Origin of the sequence: Burkholderia ambifaria AMMD (assembly GCF_000203915.1) — a bacterium.
Lineage (GTDB): Bacteria > Pseudomonadota > Gammaproteobacteria > Burkholderiales > Burkholderiaceae > Burkholderia > Burkholderia ambifaria.
This window is the reverse complement of record NC_008390.1, coordinates 1,848,138-1,867,791: the sequence shown is the minus strand read 5'-3', so window position 1 is coordinate 1,867,791 and position 19,654 is coordinate 1,848,138. Positions and strand designations below refer to the sequence as shown.

Here is a 19,654-nt window from a genome sequence, read left to right as displayed (position 1 = left end):
TGCTGATGAAAAACGAATCCTTGCCGATCCGCGCGACTTCCGCGCAATACGGAATCTGGGTCGCGCAACAGGTCGACTCCGACGATCCGGGCTATCTGACGGCCGAGACCGTCGAGCTCGACGGCGCGCTCGACGTCGCCGCGCTGACCGACAGCGTCGAGGCCGTGCTCGATCACGCCGACGCGCTGCACATGCGGTTCGTGTGGCAGGACGATGCGCTGTGGCAGGCGCGCCGGACGCCGCGCACGCGCTTGCCGCTCGTCGACCTGTCGGCGCAAGCCGATCCCGTGCAGGCGGCGCACGCGTGGATGCAGGCGTCGCTGTCGGTCTGCTGCGACGTGACAGCCGATCCGCTGTACCGTACCGCGCTGCTGCGGCTGTCGCCGACCCGGCACTGGTGGTATCTGCAGGTGCATCACATCGCGCTCGACGGCTTCGGCTACGGGCTGCTGCAGCAGGCCGTGGGCGCCCGCTACAACGCGCGCGTCGGCGGCGGGCCGCTGCCGGCGCTGCCCGACTGGCGGCTGGATCGCGTTGTGGAGGCCGAGGCGCGTTATCGCGCCGACGGCGGCTTCGATGCCGATCGCGCGTTCTGGCGTGCGCATCTGCGCGACGTGCCCGCGCCGCTCGTACTCGCGCCGAAACAGGACATCGCCGCCGACGCGCGGCGAGCGACGCGCGTGCTCGACGCCGACCGCGTGCACGCGCTGCGCGCGGCCGCCGAGCGAGTCGACGTCGACTGGAATGCGTGGCTGCTGTGCGCGGTCGGCATCTGGCTCGCGAAGCAGGGCGGCCAGCGCGACCTGACGCTCGGGCTGCCGGTGATGAACCGGCTTGGCACGCCGGCGCTCGGCGTGCCGTGCATGGCGATGAACATCGTGCCGCTGCGCATGCACGTCGACGCCGAACGCTCGCCGCGTGCGCTCGCGCGCGAATGCGCGGCGCGCCTGCGCGCGATCCGGCCGCATCTGTATTACCGGTACGGCTGGATTCGCGGCGATCTCGGGCTGCTGGAGCGCAACGCGTTCCTGTTCAATCAGGCCGTCAACGTGATGCCGTTCGAACGCCGGGTCGTGTTCCACGGGCTCGCGAGCGATACGCGCGCGGTGAGCGGTGGCCCGGTGAAGGATCTGAACGTGACGCTCACCGTGCGTGGCGGCGCGTGGCACCTGACGCTGGAAGCGAACCCGAACGCGTACGACGAGGCCGTGCTCGCCGCGCATGCGCGCAACCTTGCCGAGTGGCTCGACGCATTTGCCGAACAGGCGCCGGATGCGCCTGTCGGCGCGTTGCTCGAGGGGATGCCCGCGCCGTCGATCGTGCGCGGCGCGCCGATCGCCGGGCCGTGCGACGACGTGCTCGCGAGGATCGAGCGCATCGCGCGCGATGCACCGTCGCATCCGGCGATCGAGGCCGGTGACCGGCGCATCGACTACCGGTCGTTGCTCGCTGACGCCGCTGCACTCGCGACGGAACTCGAACGACGGGGCGTGGGGTGCAATGCACGCGTCGCGATCGCCGCGCCGCGTGCGCCCGACGTGATCGCCGCGATGCTGGCCGTGCTGAAGGTCGGCGCGACGATCGTGCCGATCGATCCGGACGGACCGCCGCAGCGCGTCGCGGCGATGCTGGCCGATGCGGCGCCCGCACTGGTGATCACGCGCGATGCGTATCGCGAATGCGCGGGCGAGCGGTCGGTGCTCGATCTGGACGCGGCGCGCGTGCCGTTGCCGCACGACGTGGTGTGCGTGGCGCCCGATGCGGCCCGGCCCGCGTACCTGCTGTACACGTCGGGATCGACCGGCCGGCCGAACGGCGTGCTGGTCGGGCGCGGCGCGCTCGCGCATTTCGTCGCGAGCACGCGCGACCTGTATCGGATCGGTCCGGGCGACCGCACGCTGCAGTTCGCGCCGCTGCATTTCGATGCGAGCTTCGAGGAGATATTCGCGACGCTCTGCAACGGCGCGACGCTCGTATTGCGCGACGACGCGATGCTCGACTCGGTCGACGCGTTTACGGCCGAGGTCGAACGCCGCCGCATCACGGTGCTCGATCTGCCGACCGCTTACTGGCACGTGCTCGCCCACGCACTGGACGCACGCCATGCGCAGCGCCTCGCCGGCGTGCGCCTGACGATCATCGGCGGGGAGGCCGCGTTGCCGGAGCGGATCCGGCGCTGGCATGCGCACCTGCCGCATCTGGCGCTGCTGAACACCTATGGCCCGACCGAAACGACGATCATCGCGACGGCCGCCTGCGTGAGTGGCCCCGGCGCGATCTGGCGCGACGGCGAGCTGGTGCCGATCGGCACGCCGCGCGCGGGCGTCGACGCGTGTGTCGTCGACGAGCGGCTGTATCCGGTGGCCGAGGGCCGCACGGGCGAACTGGTGCTGTGCGGCGATGCGCTTGCGCTAGGCTATCCGGGCAATGCGGCGCTGACGTCCGGGCGCTTCGTCAGGCTGCCCGGGAGCGGCGTGCGCGCGTACCGGACCGGCGATCTCGCCACCGTGCGCGACGGCCGGCTGGTGTTCGACGGCCGGATCGACCACGAGGTGAAGATCAGCGGCGTGCGCATCGATCCGCGCGAGATCGAGGACTGGCTGCTGCGCACGCCGGATGTGCGCGAGGCGGCGGTCGTCGCACTGCGCGGCGACGCCGACGTGACGACACTCGCGGCGTTCGTCGCCGGGGTCGACGACACGGCCGCGCTGCGGGCGCGGCTCGCCGACGCGCTGCCGGCCGCGGCGATTCCCGACGCATGGCACGTGCTCGAACGGCTGCCGCGCAACGTCAACGGCAAGACCGATCGCAACGCATTGCGGCAACTGGCGATAGCGGGCCGCATCGGCGTGGACGACGATCCGCGCGCCGACGCGCTCGAACGGCAGGTGATGCACGCGTGGCGCAGCGTGCTCGGCGGCGTCGCGCTGACGCCAGATTCGAATTTCTTCGAGATCGGCGGCAAGTCGTTACAGGCGATCCAGATGAGCGCCCGGCTGGCGACCGCGCTCGGTCGCGATGTGCCTGTGTCGATGCTGTTCCGCCATGCGACGGTCGCGGCACTGACGGCCGCGCTGCGTACGCCGCTGCCGTACCGGCCGCGCGCGGAGCGTGATGCGTTCGCACCGCATCTCGCGATCCAGACGGCTGGCGCGCCCGCGCAGCGGCTGATCTGCATCCATCCGGCCGACGGCCTCGCGTGGAGCTACCTGCGCGTCGCCGCGTACCTGCCCGACACGACGATCGACGGGCTGCAACTGTCGGTCGGCGACACGAACGGCGCGGCCGATTTCGACGCGCTCGTCGACACCTATGTGCGGCGCGTGCGGGCGCTGCAGCCGGACGGTCCGTACCACCTGCTCGGCTGGTCGGTGGGCGGCGCGCTCGCGTACGCGGTCGCCGCGGCCCTCGAACGCGCCGGCGCGCCGGTCGGCGTGCTCGCGCTGATGGACAGTTATCCGTCGTCCGCGTGGACGGCCCAGCCACAGCCGGAGACTGGCGACGCGCTGCGGATCCTGCTGACGGTGAACGGCGATTTCGACACGGCGGCGTTGTCCGACGTGCTGCTGCGGCAGCGCCTGCTGCGCGCGAACAGCCCGTTCGCCGCGCTCGGCGGCGCGGGGCTCGACGCGCTGGTCGGCGCGACGCTGCGGCAGATGCGCCTGTTCCGCGCGGCGCCGCCCCCGCATTACGGCGGCGAACTGCTGCTGTTCAACGCGACCCGCAAGCGGCCCGGCACGCCGACGCCCGACAGCTGGGCCGCGCTCCGGCCGGTGGCGTTGACGACTTGCGTGGCGCTCGACTGCTCGCACGACGGGATGTCCGATCCCGAGCCGATGGCGGCGATCGGCGCCGCACTGACCGAACGGCTCGCCGCATGGGCCGACATGGAAACCGTTATGAGGAACGCGAATCGATGAGCAGGGAAACCGAGATGACATTTCCGGCGGGCGTGGCCGTCGTGACGGGCGCGGCGCGCGGGATCGGCGCCGCGGTGGTTCGCGCGCTCGCCGCGTGCGGGGTCGACGTCGCCGCGTTCGACATCGACGCAGACGCGCTCTCGCGTGCGCACGAGGATCGCCCGCCGGCGCCGGGCCGCGTCCATCCGTTCGCGGTCGACGTGGCCGACGCGCGCGCCGTGCGCGCGGCGATCGAGCACGTGGAGGGGACGGTCGGCCCGATCGGCATGCTCGCGAACGTCGCCGGCGTGCTGCGGCTCGCGGCCGCGACGTCCCTGACCGACGACGACTGGGCGCATTGCTTCGCAGTGAACGCGCATGGCGTGTTCCACCTGTCGCGCGCGGTCGCACAGCACATGATCGAGCGGCGCGCGGGCAGCATCGTGACTGTCGGGTCGAATGCAGCGCTCGTGCCGCGCACGCAGATGGCCGCCTACGCCGCGTCGAAGGCCGCCGCGCATCAGTTTACGCGCTGCCTCGGCCTGGAACTGGCCGGCCACGGCATTCGCTGCAACATCGTCGCGCCGGGTTCGACCGACACGCCGATGCAGCGCCAACTGTGGCGCGGCCCGGAAGGCCCGGCGGGCGTCATCGCGGGTTCGCTCGAAACCTATCGCACGGGCATCCCGCTCGGCCGCATTGCGGCCCCCGACGACATAGCCGGCACCGTGCTGTTCCTGCTGTCCGATGCCGCGCGCCACGTGACACTGCACACGCTGTGCGTCGACGGCGGCGCGACGCTCGGCGTGTGATCGCCCGTCCGCCTTCCGTTGCACGACGCTTACCTTCTTTCATCGGAACACCTTATGTCGACGACTTCCGCTGATTCGCTGCCTACGCCGGCCGATGCCGGCAGGTCTTTCCTGCCGCTGCTGCTCGCCAATTTCGCGATGGTGGCCGGCACCTATGTATTCGTCACGATCGCCGGACCGATGGCGCGGCGCATGCATCTCGAGCCACTGCACGTCGGCGCGATCATCGGCATCGTCGGGCTCGTGTGGATGATCGCCGCGCCGCGCTGGGGGCGCGTGGCGGACACCCGCGGGCGGCTGCCGGCGATGCGCGCGGCGATCGGCGGCTTCGTTGCGAGTTCGCTGCTGCTGACCGGCTACGTTGGCTGGGCGTTACGCGACGGCGGCAGCGCCGTGCCGCCGGTATGGGTGGGCTTTGCCGCGCTGCTCGTCACGCGCGCGGCGATGGGCGGTTGTTATGCGGGGCTGCCCGTCGCGGCCATGGCGTGGATCGCGGACCGGACGCCGGCCACGGGGCGCGCGGCCGTGATCGCGCGATTCGGTGCAGCGGGTGCGATCGGGATGGTGCTCGCGCCGCCGCTTGCGGGCTGGTTGGCCGGGTTCGACATGACGCTCGCGCTCGCCGTTTTCGCGCTCCTGCCGCTCGCGGGACTGGCGGGGCTGCGACGGCTGCGCGACGACGGCGCGCATGCAGTGCGGCGGGCGTCGCCGCGGCTGAAGCCGACTGATCCGCGCGTGCGCCTGCCGTGGTGCAGCGCGTTCGCGCTGTACAGCGCGGTGATGATCGCGAACAGCGTGCTCGGCTTTTACGTGATCGACCGGCTGCACGTGCGAACGGGCGACGCGTCGATGGTGGCCGGCTACGTGCTTGGCAGCGCCGGCATCGGGCTGATCGCGGCGCAGTCGGTGGTCGGCCGCCTGCGTGCGGTCGCGCCGCTCCAATGGCTGCGGTGGGGCGCGCTGGCGGGTGGCATCGGGTTCGTGTCGACGCTGGCCGCACCGGCCGGGCACCCGATGCTGCTGTGCGCGAGCTACTTCGTGGCGGCGTGCGGGATGGGCGCAGCATTTCCCGCGGTCGCGGCGCTCGCGAGCACCCGCGTTGAAGCGCACGAGCAGGCCGCGTGTGCGGGTACGATGTCGATGGCGCAAGGGCTCAGCATGGTCGTCGCACCGCTGGCCGGCACGATGCTGTACGAACTGCATCCGGCGGCGCCGTTCGTGTCGATCGGCGTGGTGCTCGCGGCCGTATGCGTCGCGACATGCGGCGTTGGGGCGCGCTCGCCGGCGGCGTGACGGTTTTCGCGCATCGCGCGCGCCGGCTCAGCGGGCGGTGCGCGTGCACCATACCGCGCCAGCGATTCCGGCTGCTGCGTCCGCATCGACGATAAAACCTATGCGCATAGCGAGTGAGCCGCCTGCACGCATGCGGCTCCAGATGCGGCTCAATCGGCCAGCCGCTTGTCCGCGAGCGCCTTGCAGCAGTCTTCGTACACCCATTGCACGAGTTTCGCCCGATAGTCGAGATCGTCGGTATCGACGATTTCCTCCACTGCGTCGCGCGCCCACGACGCGTCGACGAACCCCGCATGCCGCTTCGCGATGTCCTGCGCGAGCGCCGCGAGCCGGGCGACCGCGAGCCAGTCGGCCTGACGGTGATGGCGGTCGAGCCAGCGGTGCGCGGCCTGGACCTGGAACGTGGCGTCCGGCCACGATTCGTTGAGGTAAAACGCGCCGAGATTGCCGCAGGTGAGCCAGCAAAGCAGTTCCAGGCGGTCTTGCGAGCCGAGAGTGTGGGATGCGTCGGACATGGCAGCGCTCACGAAATGCGTCGATTCCGGGCGGCGCCGGCCGCAACGGGCCGATGCCGATAATAAAAACATAGCACGATGCGAGCCTGCCCGCGCACCCGGGCGGATCCTGACGCGGCGGCGGCTGCGCGGAGGGCGCGCCGGCCTGCGTCGCCGGCGGCACAGCAAGGGCGCGATAGCGCCGGGTCCTTTCGAATGGCTGTCAATCGTCACACCAGCGGACGGAAACGCTCGCTAGAATGTCGGCTTCCCTGGAGGCGGAAAACGATGAAAATCTACGACCAGTTCTACATCGACGGCGCATGGCGCAAACCGGCCGGCACGGGCACGATCGACGTGATCGACTCGGGTACCGAGGCCGTGATCGGCCGGATCCCCGAAGGCGTCGCGTCGGACGCGCAGGATGCAATCCGCGCGGCGCGCGCGGCATTCGACGCATGGGCCGCGACGCCGGCCGCGACGCGCGCGGGCTACCTGCGCAAGATCGTCGAGCGCCTGCAGGCGCGCAGCGAGGAACTCGCGCAGTCGATCACCGGCGAAGTCGGAATGCCGATCAAGCTGTCGCGCGCGATCCAGGTCGGCGGCCCGATCTACAACTGGAAGGCGTACGCGAAGCTCGCCGAATCGTTCGAATTCGAGGCGACGGTCGGCAACTCGCTGGTCGTGCGCGAGCCGGTCGGCGTCGTCGCGGCGATCACGCCGTGGAATTATCCGCTCAACCAGATCACGCTGAAGGTCGCACCGGCACTCGCGGCCGGCTGCACCGTCGTCCTGAAGCCGTCCGAAGTCGCGCCGCTCAACGCGTTCATGCTCGCCGAAGCGATTCACGAAGCGGGCCTGCCGCCGGGCGTGTTCAATCTCGTGTGCGGGTATGGCCCGGTCGTCGGCGAGGTGCTGGCGACCGATCCGGACGTCGACATGGTGTCGTTCACCGGTTCGACGCGTGCCGGCAAGCGCGTGGCCGAACTCGCGGCCGCGGGCGTGAAGCGTGTCGCGCTCGAACTCGGCGGCAAGTCGGCATCGGTGATCCTCGACGATGCCGATTTCGCGGCGGCGGTGAAGGGCACGGTCAACGCGTGCTACCTGAACGCGGGCCAGACCTGTTCGGCGCACACGCGGATGCTCGTGCCGGAGGCGCGCTACGAAGAGGCGCGCGAGATCGCGAAGAAGGCGGCCGAAGCGTATGTCGCGGGCGATCCGCGTGACGAAACGACGCGCCTCGGCGCGCTCGCGTCGGCCGCGCAGCAGCAGCGCGTGCAGGCGTATATCCAGCGCGGGATCGACGACGGCGCGGAACTGGTGACGGGCGGCACGGGCCTGCCGGAAGGGCTCGCGAAGGGCTTCTTCGTGAAGCCGACCGTGTTCGGCCGCGTCGATCCGAAATCGACGATCGCGCAGGAAGAGATCTTCGGGCCGGTGCTGTCAATCATCACGTATCGCGACGAAGATGAAGCGGTGCGCATCGCGAACGATTCGCCGTACGGGCTTGGCGGCGCGGTGTGGGCGGGCAGCGACGAACGCGCGATGCGCGTCGCGCGGCGCATCCGCACGGGGCAGGTCGACATCAACGGCGGCATGTGGAACGGCGCCGCGCCGTTCGGCGGCTACAAGCAGTCGGGACACGGCCGCGAGAACGGCGTGTACGGGCTCGAAGAGTATCTCGAGTACAAGTCGATGCAGCTCAAGCCGGCGAATCCTGCCTGAGCGTTTTACCCCCGCATGACCCGAAACGGCACGCTCGCGTGCCGTTTTTTATTGACGGCCGTCAAGGTGCGCACCGGTGGATCGTCGATCATCGCGTTTCCGATTTTCGATGTTTCGACGAGGTTCAGATGATCGCACGCACTTCCTTCCCGCCGCTCGAGATTCGCGGCCGCACCTTGTTGCCCGTGGTGCAGGGCGGCATGGGCGTCGGCATTTCCGCGCACCGCCTCGCCGGCAGCGTCGCGCGCGAAGGCGCGCTCGGCACGATCGCCAGCATCGACCTGCGTCACCACCATGCGGACCTGCTCGCGCGCTGCCGCGCGAATCCCGACCGCGCGACGCTCGAAGCCGCGAACCTCGACGCGCTCGCGCGCGAGATTCGCCTCGCGAAAACCTACAGCGAAGGGCGCGGGATGATCGCAGTCAACGTGATGAAGGCGGTGAGCGCGCATGCGGACTACGTGCGCGTCGCGTGCGACGAGGGCGCGGATGCGATCGTGATGGGCGCCGGCCTGCCGCTCGATCTGCCCGACCTCACGCAGGGGTACGACATCGCGCTGATCCCGATCCTGTCGGACAGCCGCGGCATCGCGCTGGTGCTGAAGAAGTGGATGAAGAAGGGGCGGCTGCCCGATGCGATCGTGATCGAGCATCCCGCGCATGCGGGCGGCCACCTCGGCGTCACGCAGATCGACGACATGCACGATGCGCGCTTCGATTTCGCGCGCGTGCTCGACGAGACCGCGCAGGTGATGGCGTCTCTCGGCCTCGCGCGCGACACGATCCCGCTGATCGTTGCGGGCGGGATCAACAGTCACGACACGGTGCGCGCGGCGCTGGCGGCCGGCGCGAACGGCGTGCAGGTGGGCACCCCGTTCGCGGTGACGGAGGAGGGCGATGCGCATCCGAACTTCAAGCGTGTGCTGGCCGATGCGCAGCCCGATGACATCGTCGAATTCGTCAGCGTGACGGGGCTGCCGGCGCGCGCGGTGAAGACGCCCTGGCTCGATCGCTACCTGCGCAACGAAACGCGGATTCGCAACAAGCTCGGCGCGTTCCGGCAGCGCTGCCCGACCGCGCTCGAATGCCTGAGCGTCTGCGGGCTGCGCGACGGCATCGAGAAGTTCGGCCATTTCTGCATCGACACGCGGCTCGCGGCCGCGCTGCGCGGCGACGTCGCGAACGGCCTGTTCTTCCGCGGCCGCGAAGCGCTGCCGTTCGGCAACGCGATCCGCAGTGTGCGCGATCTGCTCGATCTGCTGCTGACGGGCCGCGCGGCGGAGCCTGCGACAAACCGTCCGATGTTTACGCTGGCTTGACGAATATCAAGATGCTCGAAAGACCCTACAGGGAGAATGGAATGCATTCTTCAGGGGTCCGCACCATGCATAAAACGATTCGAACTTGTGTCACCGCTGCCGCGATCACGGCGAGTCTCGCCGCGCTGCCTTCGCTGTCGCACGCGGCTTCGCCGGGCGACGGCATCAACCAGGGTGACGTACTGGTCCGGCTGCGCGCGATCAGCATCCAGCCGAACGAGCGCGCGAGCGACACGCTGGGCGCGATCAATACCGGCGTGAACAACGCGATCGTGCCCGAGCTCGACTTCACGTACATGATCCGCGACTACCTCGGCGTGGAACTGATCCTCGGCACGTCGCGGCACCAGATGACGTCGAGTCTCGGCAACCTCGGCGGCGTGGGCGTGCTGCCGCCGACGCTGCTGCTGCAGTACCACTTCAACCATGCCGGCAAGGTGCGCCCGTACGTCGGCGCGGGCCTGAACTATACGTACTTCTACAACAACGGGCTCAACGTCGGCGGCGAGGGCGTGTCGATCAACAAGAGCAGCTTCGGTCCGGCGCTGCAGTTCGGCGTCGACGTGCAGCTCACGAAGAAGGTGTTCATGAACGTCGACGTGAAGAAGATCTGGATGAGCACCGACGCGACGCTCGGCGACAAGGGCATCGGCACGCTGCACATCGATCCGCTGATCGTCGGCGTGGGCGTGGGGATGAAGTTCTAGGCGCGTTCGGACAAGAACAGAGTTGGGGTTGGCGGCATGTCAGTCGGCATGCCGCTCTTTTTTTGTGCGGCTTGCGCGACGGACGCGGGCACCGACTCGCAGCGCGCGTCGGCCCGCTCGTAATAGCGCGTCGTCGCGGGCGGCGTGGCCGGCAGCGCGATCGCCAGGCGACAGTACGCGCCGTCCGGCAACGCGACCCGCAGCGGCGTCGTCAGTTGCGCGCCCGTGAGCAGCAACCTGCCTTCGCTTCCGCTGACGGTCACGAACCGGTCGTCGTCGTCGACGACGGTCGACAGCACCGGCAGCGGCGCGCCGTTCGAGAGCGTCACGGTCAGCAGCACGCGTCGCGTCTGCTCGACGGCGAATTCGACGCGGCTGACCGAGCCGCGGCCGGCTTCGACGGTCTGTATGCCGTTCTTCAGGTCGAGATTGCGCGGCAGGCTTTTCGTGTTGATCCGCACGAGCGTTTGCGTGTACGCGGGCAGCGATGCGATGACGGCGCGGCCGTGGCGATCGGTCCAGACCGGGCCCGACGGCGTGACGAGTTCGATGCCGGCGCGATCGCCGACGCGGGCGAGTGCGAGCGTGTCGCGGATCTCGTACGGCGACAGCATGCCTACACCATCGAGCAGCGCGACCGCACCGCGCAGATTGACACCGAGCGTCGCGCGATCGGCGCCGTAGAGGCCCGCGTTGACGATCGCGCGCACATGCTTCGGCGTGGCGCTGACCGTCGCGCGGATCGACGGCGACCGGATCGCGGTGTCGTAGTCGGCCGCGACGCTGTAACTGCCGGTCCGGCCGAACGTGTCGGAATAGCGGGCGCCCGAACGCACCGAGTCGCCGGTGACGTTCGCAAACGCGCTGACGCTGCGCGTGCCGATCGGCACGGTCGCGCTCAGATAAACCTGGGTGCCGATGGCGCCGCGGGTGCCGAACGTCCGGCTCACGTTCAATGCGAGCGAGCCCCGCCCGAGCGGGCGAGTCCATGCGCCGGCGATGCGCTGCATCGCGGGGCCGTCGAATACCGCGACGCGCGTGTAGTCGAACGACAGCATGCCGAGCGTGCGATCGTGCCAGCCGAGCGCCGCCGCGAACTGGGTGCGCGCCGGCGGCGTGAATGCGTCGGTCGACCGCACCGCATCGGTCAGTTCACGGTATCCGGACGTGCGCCGGACGAACGACACATTGGCGCGCAATGGCGTGTCGCCGTTGCTCGACAGCGCGATACGCGTCTGCGCGCCGTTGCGGCCGGCGGCGCGGGTGAGATCGACGCCGACGGCCGCGGCGACGCCGGCAAGCGGTGCGAATTCGACGCTCGCGGCGCCCGACTGCAACGGCGATGACACGAGGATGCCGGCGTTGAGCCGCGCGCGTTGCCGGATCTGCCAGCCGCGCGTGGCGGTCGCGAGCCACGGCGCTTGTGCGTAGCCGTCGTTCTGCAGGCGGCCCACCGCGATCGCCAGCCCTTGCGCGGCGGCGAGCCCGGCCCCGGGCAGCGAAGAACCCGGCACGATGAAATGCTGCACGTCGCCGGTGGCCTCGACGACGGTCACGTCGAGATCCGCGCTGCCGCTGACGAGCGGCAGGTCGGTCAGCGTGAACGGCCCCGGCGGCAACTGCGACGCATGGATCAGTACGCCGAGCTGGCGTACCTCGACGCGCGCCTGCGTGCGTGCGATCCCGGTCACGCGTGCGGCCGCGCCGGGCGTGACGGCGAGTGCTTCGTCCGGAAACATCTGCACACCGAACGTCCGGCCGATCGCGAACAGCGTCGAGCGCGGGACGATCTGCCCGGCCTGCAGCGTCGCGCCGCGCGAGGCGAACGTGCGCTGGGCGTAGGCTGCCTGATGATCGATGCCGGCATGGCCATCCACGACCGTGGCGATCTGGCTGCTGCGCACGATCCAGTCCGCCGCGTTGAAGCCGGCTTCGGTCGTGGCTTGCCAGTATTGCGACGTGCCGGCCGGATTGCGCGTCGTCATCGCGAGCAGGTCGTAGTTGACGAGCCCGGCGAAGCCGCCGTGCTCGAACATGTCGGGCGTGCGCCGGCCCGTGTCGAGTGCGTCGGGCGGCACGACCAGGTCGACGGCGCCGTCGGCCGGGCGCAGCGTGACGATCGTCTGCGGATAGGCGCGCCGGTAGTCGTAGCATGGCGGCGTGTCGGCGCCGGCGCTCCGTGCGGTCGCCGCAGTCGCATCCCGGAGCGCGTCGGGCACGACGAGGCCGGCCGCGCGCAGCAGGCCGGGCGTCGCGCACAGGTTGCCGTTGTCGTCGAATCGCGCATCGGCGCGGCCGGCGCGCTTGCCGTTGACCGTCAACCGCACGGAAGCCGTGCCGGGCATGAAGCGCGGCGCGTGCGCGAAATAGCGGCTCGCCGTGGCGTCGATCCCGTGCTCGCGCAGCGCGCCGGTGTCGAACTCGACCGTGTCGGGTGCGGTGTTGCCCGGGTTGGTGGCGGCGGCGCACGGCATGCAGCTCGCGACGGCGGACAGCCCGAGCGCGAAGAGGCCGCGCGGGCCACGAATGGCACCTGACATCGCAGATCCGGAATCGAAGACGCGGTGCTTACCGTTGCGTGGCCGCAGCGGCCGCAGCAGGGGCAAGCGCTGCGTCGTAGTGATCGACCGAGTAGCCGTAGACGGTGGCGGGGAAGAGGCGCACGCGCTCCGGCGTCGCGGCCTCGCGGGCCAGCGCGATCCGGCGGGTCTGTCCGGCGAGTACGTAGGGTGCCGGCAGCGACACGATCTGCCCCGACGGCAGCAACTGCACTTTCTGTTCGAGACGCACCACATAGCGGCTGTCGTTGCGCACGATCAGCTTGCCGTCCTCGATCGACCACTTCAGCAGTTCCCATGGCCGGTCGTTGCGCGCGAGGTCTTGCGGCTGGATCAGCACCGGCAGGTTCTGGCGAATGATCGTCTGGATCTCGTTTTTGTTCTGGCGTTTCGGCGGAATGCCGGAGAACGATACGCGGGCGAGGCGTTGCGTGACGAGCGGCTCGTTGCCGGCGAGAACGAACCGGACGAGCTGCACCGCACCGCCTTCGACACGCGCGATCGGGGGCGTCACGATGAGGAGCTCGGCCTTGTCCTCGGGGATGGGCTCGACCGTCGTATGCAGGAGTGTCGGGTGGGTGTCGGTGTTCCTGACCGAGATCGTTCCTTCGCCGTCGGCTTCGTCGACGATCACCACGGACGTCTCGGGCACGACGCCCATCGCGTGTACGACGCTCGAACCGATCAGGCAACCGAGGAGCGGGGCGAGCAACGACGCCCGCAGGGTATGGCGTGCAGGGAATTTCATGGCGGTGGCAGGTTAGGCGGTAATCGTGCTGCGCGCCGCCGCTTCGGCGAAGCGGCGGTGCGGTCGATGCCTGTCAGGCAATCGACGCGATCGGAGGAAAGACGCGTACCGGAATTACAGGTACACGAGCGACACGGTGGCGAGGCCGTCGAGATTGATTTCCTGGCTCAGGTCGAGATTCGACGTCTTGTCGATCGCGGCCTGCACGTCGAGCGTGCCGGTGAAGACCTTCGCCGCGACCGGGACAGTCTGGCCTTTCTTCGCCCACGACTCGTAGCCGCCGGTGTTGCTGGCGACCCCGTTGGACGTCCCCCAGGTGGCGCCGCTGGTGCTCGAATAAATCGAATCGACCGCCGCGCCATCCGCCGTGAACGAGTTCGTTCTGAAACGGAATGCAAAAGCGCCGATATTCTTGCCGCCAGCCGAACCGAGGCCGAATTGCCCGCTAACCGGGTTGGATGAGCCGAAGAAATTGATACTGCCGGTAAATGCGCGGGTGCCGGCACGATTATCCTGCGCGCTCAGTGCGACGCGGGCGGCGGCGTCACAGGTGATCGTGATCGAATCCGACAGGACCGCGAGCAGCGTGGGCGCGGTCGGACTGAGTTCGGCCGAGCCGATCAGTCCGTAATCGAACGTGCCGCCGCCGGCGAGCGTCGGCGTGCAGGCGCCGGGCTTGATCGTCCCGGTGACCTTGACGTCGAACGAGTCGGCGAACGCCGATGCGCTCCCCAGGGCGAGCAGACCTGCCATCACGACGTGCGACGCTTGGTTCGTCATCTTAACGAATTTCATCTGAGCGGTTTCCTTTAATTACCCGGAATTCCGAAGTCAATTCGGTGGTCCGGTTTTTCGATTGGTGGAAGATAAATCGCTCACCATAATTTCCGGAGAGCGGATGGAATTTATCAATTAGATTTAAGAATTGAAATCGTACTTGTACAGATTTTTACGGCTATTTCCATGGTATTTATAGAATTTAATCGAGAAAATAATCCGATTTATCGATGGGAACTGGTGTTTCGATCGTTACGAATGTCAGATGTAATATTTTTCAGCTTCGATAAGGAGCGAGTGGATTGGATTCAATCTGAGCGGACAATATCGAAAAAAGGGGAGGCGCGAGGCGCAACCGCGGCATGCCGGTTGGCGATGGATGATCGTGACGGAGGACGCGCGGCGTCATTGCGCCGATGGCGCTTGCTGGCAGCGGGAACTCGGAATGGAAACGGGAGCGGCGTCGCAGCGATCGCGAGACGGAGCGAGTGCGGTGGTGAGGCGGGGGGAGAGAAGTGCGGCTGGGTCAGGCCCGCCGGCGGCCGGCCCATGATCGGGCCAGCGGCGCCCGGGGCGGGCGCATCGCGTCGGCATGCGCCGACGCGGGACGGCTTACAGCTTGTCGTACTGGAAGCGCATCGCGGTGCCTTCGCGCGTGATGCGCTCCCACACGGCCCGCTTTTCGTCGTCGCTCAGGAACACCCAGTTCGATACTTCGGCGGCCGTGCGGCCGCAGCCCTTGCAGACTTCGTCGAAGAGGGTCGAGCAGACGCCGATGCAGGGGCTGTCAGGCAGGTCGTGGAGATTGGAGGCCATCGGAAGGTTTTGCGCCGTGAAATCGTCAGGGCGTCATTTTAATGCATGGAGGCCGGGCGGCCGGCCGGATGCCGGATCGCCGCCGGTGCGCACGCGGTTTTGCCACCGCTTTCTTTTCCTGATGGACAGGCGTCGATTAACCGATAGAATTCCCCGGGAACGCCCCGCCGTGCGGGCCGCCCGGGCGGCTTGCGACAGCAATCTGTTCCGTTTGCGCGACACGGGCATGATTTTTTTGTGACGGCGCGCGAATAATGGTAGCGTTCGGGGTTTTCGAGGGGTGGCGTGCCGCAATGCGCCGCCATGACGAGGCAGACGGCAGCCGGACACACGGTCCGGCCGGAGGGAGAACGGGATGAAAGCAAAGGTAGTGGGCCGGTTCGCAGCGCTCGCGCTGTGCGTCGGTGCGTCGGCCGCAGCGGCGAAGGATACGCAACTCAATATCTATAACTGGTCGGACTACATTGCGAAGGACACGATCCCGAACTTCGAGAAGCAGACGAGCGTCAAGGTTCGCTACGACAATTACGACAGCGACGACACGCTGCAGGCGAAGCTGCTGACGGGCAGCTCGGGCTACGACATCGTCGTGCCGACCAGCAACTACGCGGGCAAGCAGATCGCGGCCGGCATCTTCACGCCGCTCGACAAGTCGAAGCTGCCGAACCTCAAGTACCTCGATCCGCAACTGATGGCGCTCGTCGCCGGCGCCGATCCGGGCAACAAGTACACGGTGCCCTGGGCCTACGGCACGACCGGTCTCGCCTACAACCTGACAAAGGCGCAGCAGGCGCTCGGCAAGGTCCCGCTCGACAACTGGGACATCCTGTTCAAGCCGGAAAACCTCTCGAAGCTGAAGACCTGCGGTGTGTCGGTGCTCGACGCGCCGGATCAGATGTTCGCGGCGGCGCTGCACTACATCGGCAAGGATCCGATGAGCACGAATCCGGCCGACTACAAGGCCGCGATGGAAGTGCTCAAGAAGATCCGCCCGTACATCACGCAGTTCAACTCGTCGGGCTACATCAACGACCTGGTCGGCGGCGACATCTGCTTCGCGTACGGCTGGTCGGGCGACGTCGTGATCGCGAAGCATCGCGCGCTCGAAGCGAAGAAGCCGTACAAGGTCGAGTACTACATTCCGAAGGGCGGCGCCCCGGTCTGGTTCGACGTGATGGCGATTCCGAAGGACGCGAAGAACAAGGACGCCGCGCTGCAATGGATCAACTACATCGAGGATCCGAAGGTGCACGCGGCGATCACGAACGCCGTGTACTACCCGAGCGCGAACGCCGAGGCCCGCAAGTACGTGCGGCCGGACGTCGCGAACGACCCGGCCGTCTACCCGCCGGCCGACGTCGTGAAGACGCTGTTCCTGCTCAAGCCGCTGCCGCCTGAAATCCAGCGTCTGCAGACGCGTCTGTGGACCGAGCTGAAATCGGGCCGCTGACGCGAGCCGAAGTGAGCCAGCAGTCATGAAGCCCCTGGTGCCCCCGGGGGCTTTGTTCGTCAAACGCAGGAGAGAAGCAGCACATCATGAATAGCCAGTCGGGTGCGCCGGTTGCGGGCGCGCCGTCCTTCGTTCCTTCGTCCGGCGCGACTACGCGCGCCGAGACCTTTGTCCAGATCGTCGACGCCGTCAAGAAATTCGGCGAGACCGAAGTGGTGCGCAACGTGAACCTGACGGTGCGCCAGGGCGAGCTGTTCGCGCTGCTCGGCAGCTCGGGTTCCGGCAAGTCGACGCTGCTGCGCATGCTCGCGGGCCTCGAGACGGTCACCTCGGGCAAGATCCTGATCGACGGCGAGGACCTCGCGCAGATGCCGCCGTACAAGCGGCCCGTGAACATGATGTTCCAGTCGTATGCGCTGTTCCCGCACATGTCGGTCGAGGCGAACGTCGCCTACGGCCTGAAGCAGGAAGGCACGCCGAAGGCCGAGCTGAAGGAGCGCGTCGCCGCGGCGCTCGAGCTCGTGCAGATGAGCAAGTACGCGAAGCGCAAGCCGCACCAGCTGTCGGGCGGCCAGCAGCAGCGCGTCGCGCTCGCGCGTTCGCTCGTCAAGCGCCCGAAGGTGCTGCTGCTCGACGAGCCGATGTCGGCGCTCGACAAGCAGATCCGCCAGCGCACGCAGATCGAGCTCGTCAATATCCTGAAGAAGGTCGGCGTCACCTGCATCATGGTCACGCACGACCAGGAAGAGGCGATGACGATGGCGAACCGGCTCGCCGTGATGAGCGAAGGGCAGATCGTGCAGATCGGCTCGCCGAACGAAGTCTACGAATATCCGAACAGCCGCTTCTCGGCCGAGTTCATCGGCTCGACGAACCTGTTCGACGGCGTCACGGTCGAGGACGAACCCGACTACGTGTATATCGAATCCCCGGAGCTGCCGAGCCGGCTGTACGTGAGCCACGGGATCACGGGCCCGCTCGGGATGCCGGTCACGGTGTCGGTGCGCCCCGAGCGCATCGCGCTCACGCGCAAGCCGCCCGAAGGCGCGTTCAACTGGGCGCGCGGCAGGATCACCAACGTCGCGTACATGGGCGGCTATTCGCTGTATCACGTGAAGCTCGACGCGGGCAAGACGGTGATCGCGAACGTGTCGAGCCTCGCGATCACCGAGCTCGACACGCCGTCGCTCGGCGACGAGATCTACGTGCGCTGGAGCGCGACCGCCGGCGTGGTGCTGACGTCATGAACGCGTTCAAGTCCCTGCTCGCATGGCCGGTGCGGCGCTTCAACCTGACCGGCGGCTCGGCGGTCGTCGCGGGGCCGTATACATGGCTCGTGCTGTTCTTCCTCGTGCCGTTCGTGCTGGTCGTGAAGATCAGCTTCGCGGAGCTGCAGCTCGGCATCCCGCCGTACACGGAGCTCGCGTCGTACACGGACGGCGTGGTGCACATCGCGCTGAACCTGTCGCACTACGCGTTCCTGCTCACCGACAGTCTGTATTTCGCGACCTACGTGAATTCGGTGGTGGTCGCCGCGATCACGACGGTGCTGTGCCTGCTGATCGGCTATCCGATGGCGTACTACATCGCGCGTTCGAACCCGGCGACCCGCAACCTGCTGATGATGGGCGTGATGCTGCCGTTCTGGACGTCGTTCCTGATCCGCGTGTACGCATGGATCGGGATCCTCAAGAACAACGGGCTGCTGAACAACTTCCTGATGTGGATCGGCCTGACCCATACGCCGATCGAGCTGTACCGCACCAATTACGCGGTGTACATCGGGATGGTGTATTCGTACCTGCCGTTCCTCGTGATGCCGCTGTACGCGCACCTCGTGAAGATGGACCTGCGCCTGCTCGAAGCCGCGTACGACCTGGGCGCCAGGCCGTGGCGCGCGTTCGTGCAGATCACGCTGCCGCTGTCGAGGAACGGGATCATCGCGGGCTGCCTGCTGGTGTTCATTCCGGCGGTCGGCGAGTACGTGATTCCGGAGCTGCTCGGCGGCGCGAACACGCTGATGATCGGTCGCGTGATGTGGAATGAGTTCTTCAACAACGCAGACTGGCCGATGGCGTCGGCCGTGACCTGCGCGATGGTGCTGCTGCTGCTCGTGCCGATGGCGATGTTCCAGCACTTCCAGGCGAAGGAGCAGGAGGGCCGCCGTCGATGAAGCCGAATCGCTACCTGCAGTTCGCGGCGCTGTTTGCCGGCTTCGCGTTCCTGTACATCCCGATCATCAGCCTGATCGTCTATTCGTTCAACGAGTCGAAGCTCGTCACCGTCTGGTCGGGCTTCTCGTTGCGCTGGTACGCGGCGCTCGTGGACGACGACGAGCTGCTGACGGCCGCGTGGCTGTCGCTGAAGATCGGCGTGCTGACCGCGTTCGCGTCGGTGTTCATCGGCACGTGGGCCGGCTTCGTGCTTGCGCGCATGGGCCGCTTTCGCGGCTTCGCGCTGTTCAGCGGGATGATCAACGCGCCGCTCGTGATCCCCGAGGTGATCCAGGGCATCTCGCTGCTGCTGCTGTTCATCGAGCTGGCGAAGTGGATCGGCTGGCCGGCCGAGCGCGGCGTGTTCACGATCTGGCTCGGCCACGTGATGCTGTGCATCTCGTACGTCGCGATCATCGTGCAGTCACGCGTGCGCGAGCTGAACCCGTCGCTCGAGGAAGCCGCGCTCGATCTGGGCGCGACGCCGCTGAAGGTGTTCTTCACGATCACGCTGCCGCTGATCTCGCAGGCGCTGATCGCGGGCTGGCTGCTGGCGTTTACGCTGTCGATCGACGACCTCGTGCTGTCGGCGTTCCTGTCGGGCCCCGGTTCGACGACGCTGCCGCTCGTCGTGTTCTCGCGCGTGCGCCTCGGCCTGAACCCGGAGATGAACGCGCTCGCGACGCTGTTCATCATCGCGGTGACGGCCGGCGTCGTGATCGCGAACTTCGTGATGCTGCGCCAGGAACGCAAGCGGATGGCCGCGTTCGCCGTCTGACGTTCTCGCGCGCAGGTTGCGCACGCAACGAAAAACGCCCGGTGCCGACGACGAGTCGGGCCGGG

At 68.0% G+C, this 19,654-nt stretch carries 15 protein-coding genes; 10 read left to right on the top strand and 5 right to left on the bottom strand.

Annotated features, from left to right (window positions below; genetic code table 11):
* The first annotated feature begins 5 nt into the window (after window positions 1-5).
* From BAMB_RS08495 to BAMB_RS08485, 3 genes are read left to right on the top strand one after another with little or no spacing between them, the layout of a single operon-like run.
* The gene (locus BAMB_RS08495) at window positions 6-3,920 is read left to right on the top strand and encodes a non-ribosomal peptide synthetase (RefSeq protein ID WP_011656967.1); all 3,915 of its coding nucleotides are present in this window, start codon (window positions 6-8) and stop codon (window positions 3,918-3,920) included.
* Window positions 3,917-4,711, top strand: a complete 795-nt coding sequence (locus BAMB_RS08490) for a 2,3-dihydro-2,3-dihydroxybenzoate dehydrogenase (RefSeq protein ID WP_011656966.1) — start codon at window positions 3,917-3,919, stop codon at window positions 4,709-4,711. The genes BAMB_RS08495 and BAMB_RS08490 overlap by 4 nt, the downstream gene beginning before the upstream one ends.
* A gap of 54 nt (window positions 4,712-4,765) precedes the next feature.
* Window positions 4,766-6,004, top strand: a complete 1,239-nt coding sequence (locus tag BAMB_RS08485; protein ID WP_011656965.1) for an MFS transporter — start codon at window positions 4,766-4,768, stop codon at window positions 6,002-6,004.
* Between the two features lie 149 nt (window positions 6,005-6,153).
* On the opposite strand, the gene BAMB_RS08480 is transcribed toward BAMB_RS08485, so the two are convergent.
* Complete coding sequence (locus BAMB_RS08480) at window positions 6,154-6,519, bottom strand: hypothetical protein (protein ID WP_011656964.1); 366 nt, start codon at window positions 6,517-6,519, stop codon at window positions 6,154-6,156.
* Window positions 6,520-6,786: 267 nt separating this feature from the next.
* Here BAMB_RS08480 and BAMB_RS08475 point away from each other — a divergent pair, with 267 nt between their 5' ends.
* From BAMB_RS08475 to BAMB_RS08465, 3 genes are all read left to right on the top strand, one after another.
* Window positions 6,787-8,223: an aldehyde dehydrogenase family protein gene (locus BAMB_RS08475; protein WP_041491182.1), complete on the top strand. Its 1,437-nt coding sequence runs from the start codon at window positions 6,787-6,789 to the stop codon at window positions 8,221-8,223.
* Window positions 8,224-8,351: 128 nt separating this feature from the next.
* A complete protein-coding gene (locus BAMB_RS08470) occupies window positions 8,352-9,542 on the top strand; it encodes an NAD(P)H-dependent flavin oxidoreductase (protein WP_011656962.1) in 1,191 nt (396 codons plus the stop codon).
* A gap of 65 nt (window positions 9,543-9,607) precedes the next feature.
* On the top strand, window positions 9,608-10,249 hold the full coding sequence (locus BAMB_RS08465; protein ID WP_041491181.1) for an OmpW/AlkL family protein: 642 nt from the start codon (window positions 9,608-9,610) through the stop codon (window positions 10,247-10,249).
* Here the strand turns inward: BAMB_RS08465 and BAMB_RS08460 are convergent.
* The 4 genes from BAMB_RS08460 to BAMB_RS08445 form a co-directional block, all read right to left on the bottom strand.
* Window positions 10,246-12,789, bottom strand: coding sequence for a fimbria/pilus outer membrane usher protein (locus BAMB_RS08460; RefSeq protein ID WP_011656960.1), 2,544 nt, complete (start codon window positions 12,787-12,789; stop codon window positions 10,246-10,248). The genes BAMB_RS08465 and BAMB_RS08460 overlap by 4 nt on opposite strands.
* Window positions 12,790-12,817: 28 nt before the next feature.
* A complete protein-coding gene (locus BAMB_RS08455) occupies window positions 12,818-13,555 on the bottom strand; it encodes a fimbria/pilus chaperone family protein (RefSeq protein WP_011656959.1) in 738 nt (245 codons plus the stop codon).
* 114 nt (window positions 13,556-13,669) lie between these two features.
* The gene (locus tag BAMB_RS08450; protein WP_227739437.1) at window positions 13,670-14,308 is read right to left on the bottom strand and encodes a DUF1120 domain-containing protein; all 639 of its coding nucleotides are present in this window, start codon (window positions 14,306-14,308) and stop codon (window positions 13,670-13,672) included.
* Between the two features lie 636 nt (window positions 14,309-14,944).
* Window positions 14,945-15,148: a DUF1289 domain-containing protein gene (locus BAMB_RS08445; RefSeq protein WP_006493160.1), complete on the bottom strand. Its 204-nt coding sequence runs from the start codon at window positions 15,146-15,148 to the stop codon at window positions 14,945-14,947.
* Window positions 15,149-15,503: 355 nt separating this feature from the next.
* Here BAMB_RS08445 and BAMB_RS08440 point away from each other — a divergent pair, with 355 nt between their 5' ends.
* The 4 genes from BAMB_RS08440 (at window position 15,504) to BAMB_RS08425 (ending at window position 19,589) form a co-directional block, all read left to right on the top strand.
* Window positions 15,504-16,598 (top strand): polyamine ABC transporter substrate-binding protein, encoded by a 1,095-nt coding sequence (locus tag BAMB_RS08440; protein WP_011656957.1) that lies wholly within the window; start codon window positions 15,504-15,506, stop codon window positions 16,596-16,598.
* 86 nt (window positions 16,599-16,684) lie between these two features.
* Window positions 16,685-17,845: an ABC transporter ATP-binding protein gene (locus tag BAMB_RS08435; protein ID WP_011656956.1), complete on the top strand. Its 1,161-nt coding sequence runs from the start codon at window positions 16,685-16,687 to the stop codon at window positions 17,843-17,845.
* Window positions 17,842-18,771, top strand: a complete 930-nt coding sequence (locus BAMB_RS08430) for an ABC transporter permease subunit (protein ID WP_011656955.1) — start codon at window positions 17,842-17,844, stop codon at window positions 18,769-18,771. Before BAMB_RS08435 ends, BAMB_RS08430 begins: the two co-directional genes overlap by 4 nt.
* Window positions 18,768-19,589 (top strand): ABC transporter permease subunit, encoded by an 822-nt coding sequence (locus tag BAMB_RS08425; protein ID WP_011656954.1) that lies wholly within the window; start codon window positions 18,768-18,770, stop codon window positions 19,587-19,589. Before BAMB_RS08430 ends, BAMB_RS08425 begins: the two co-directional genes overlap by 4 nt.
* Window positions 19,590-19,654: the final 65 nt, after the last annotated feature.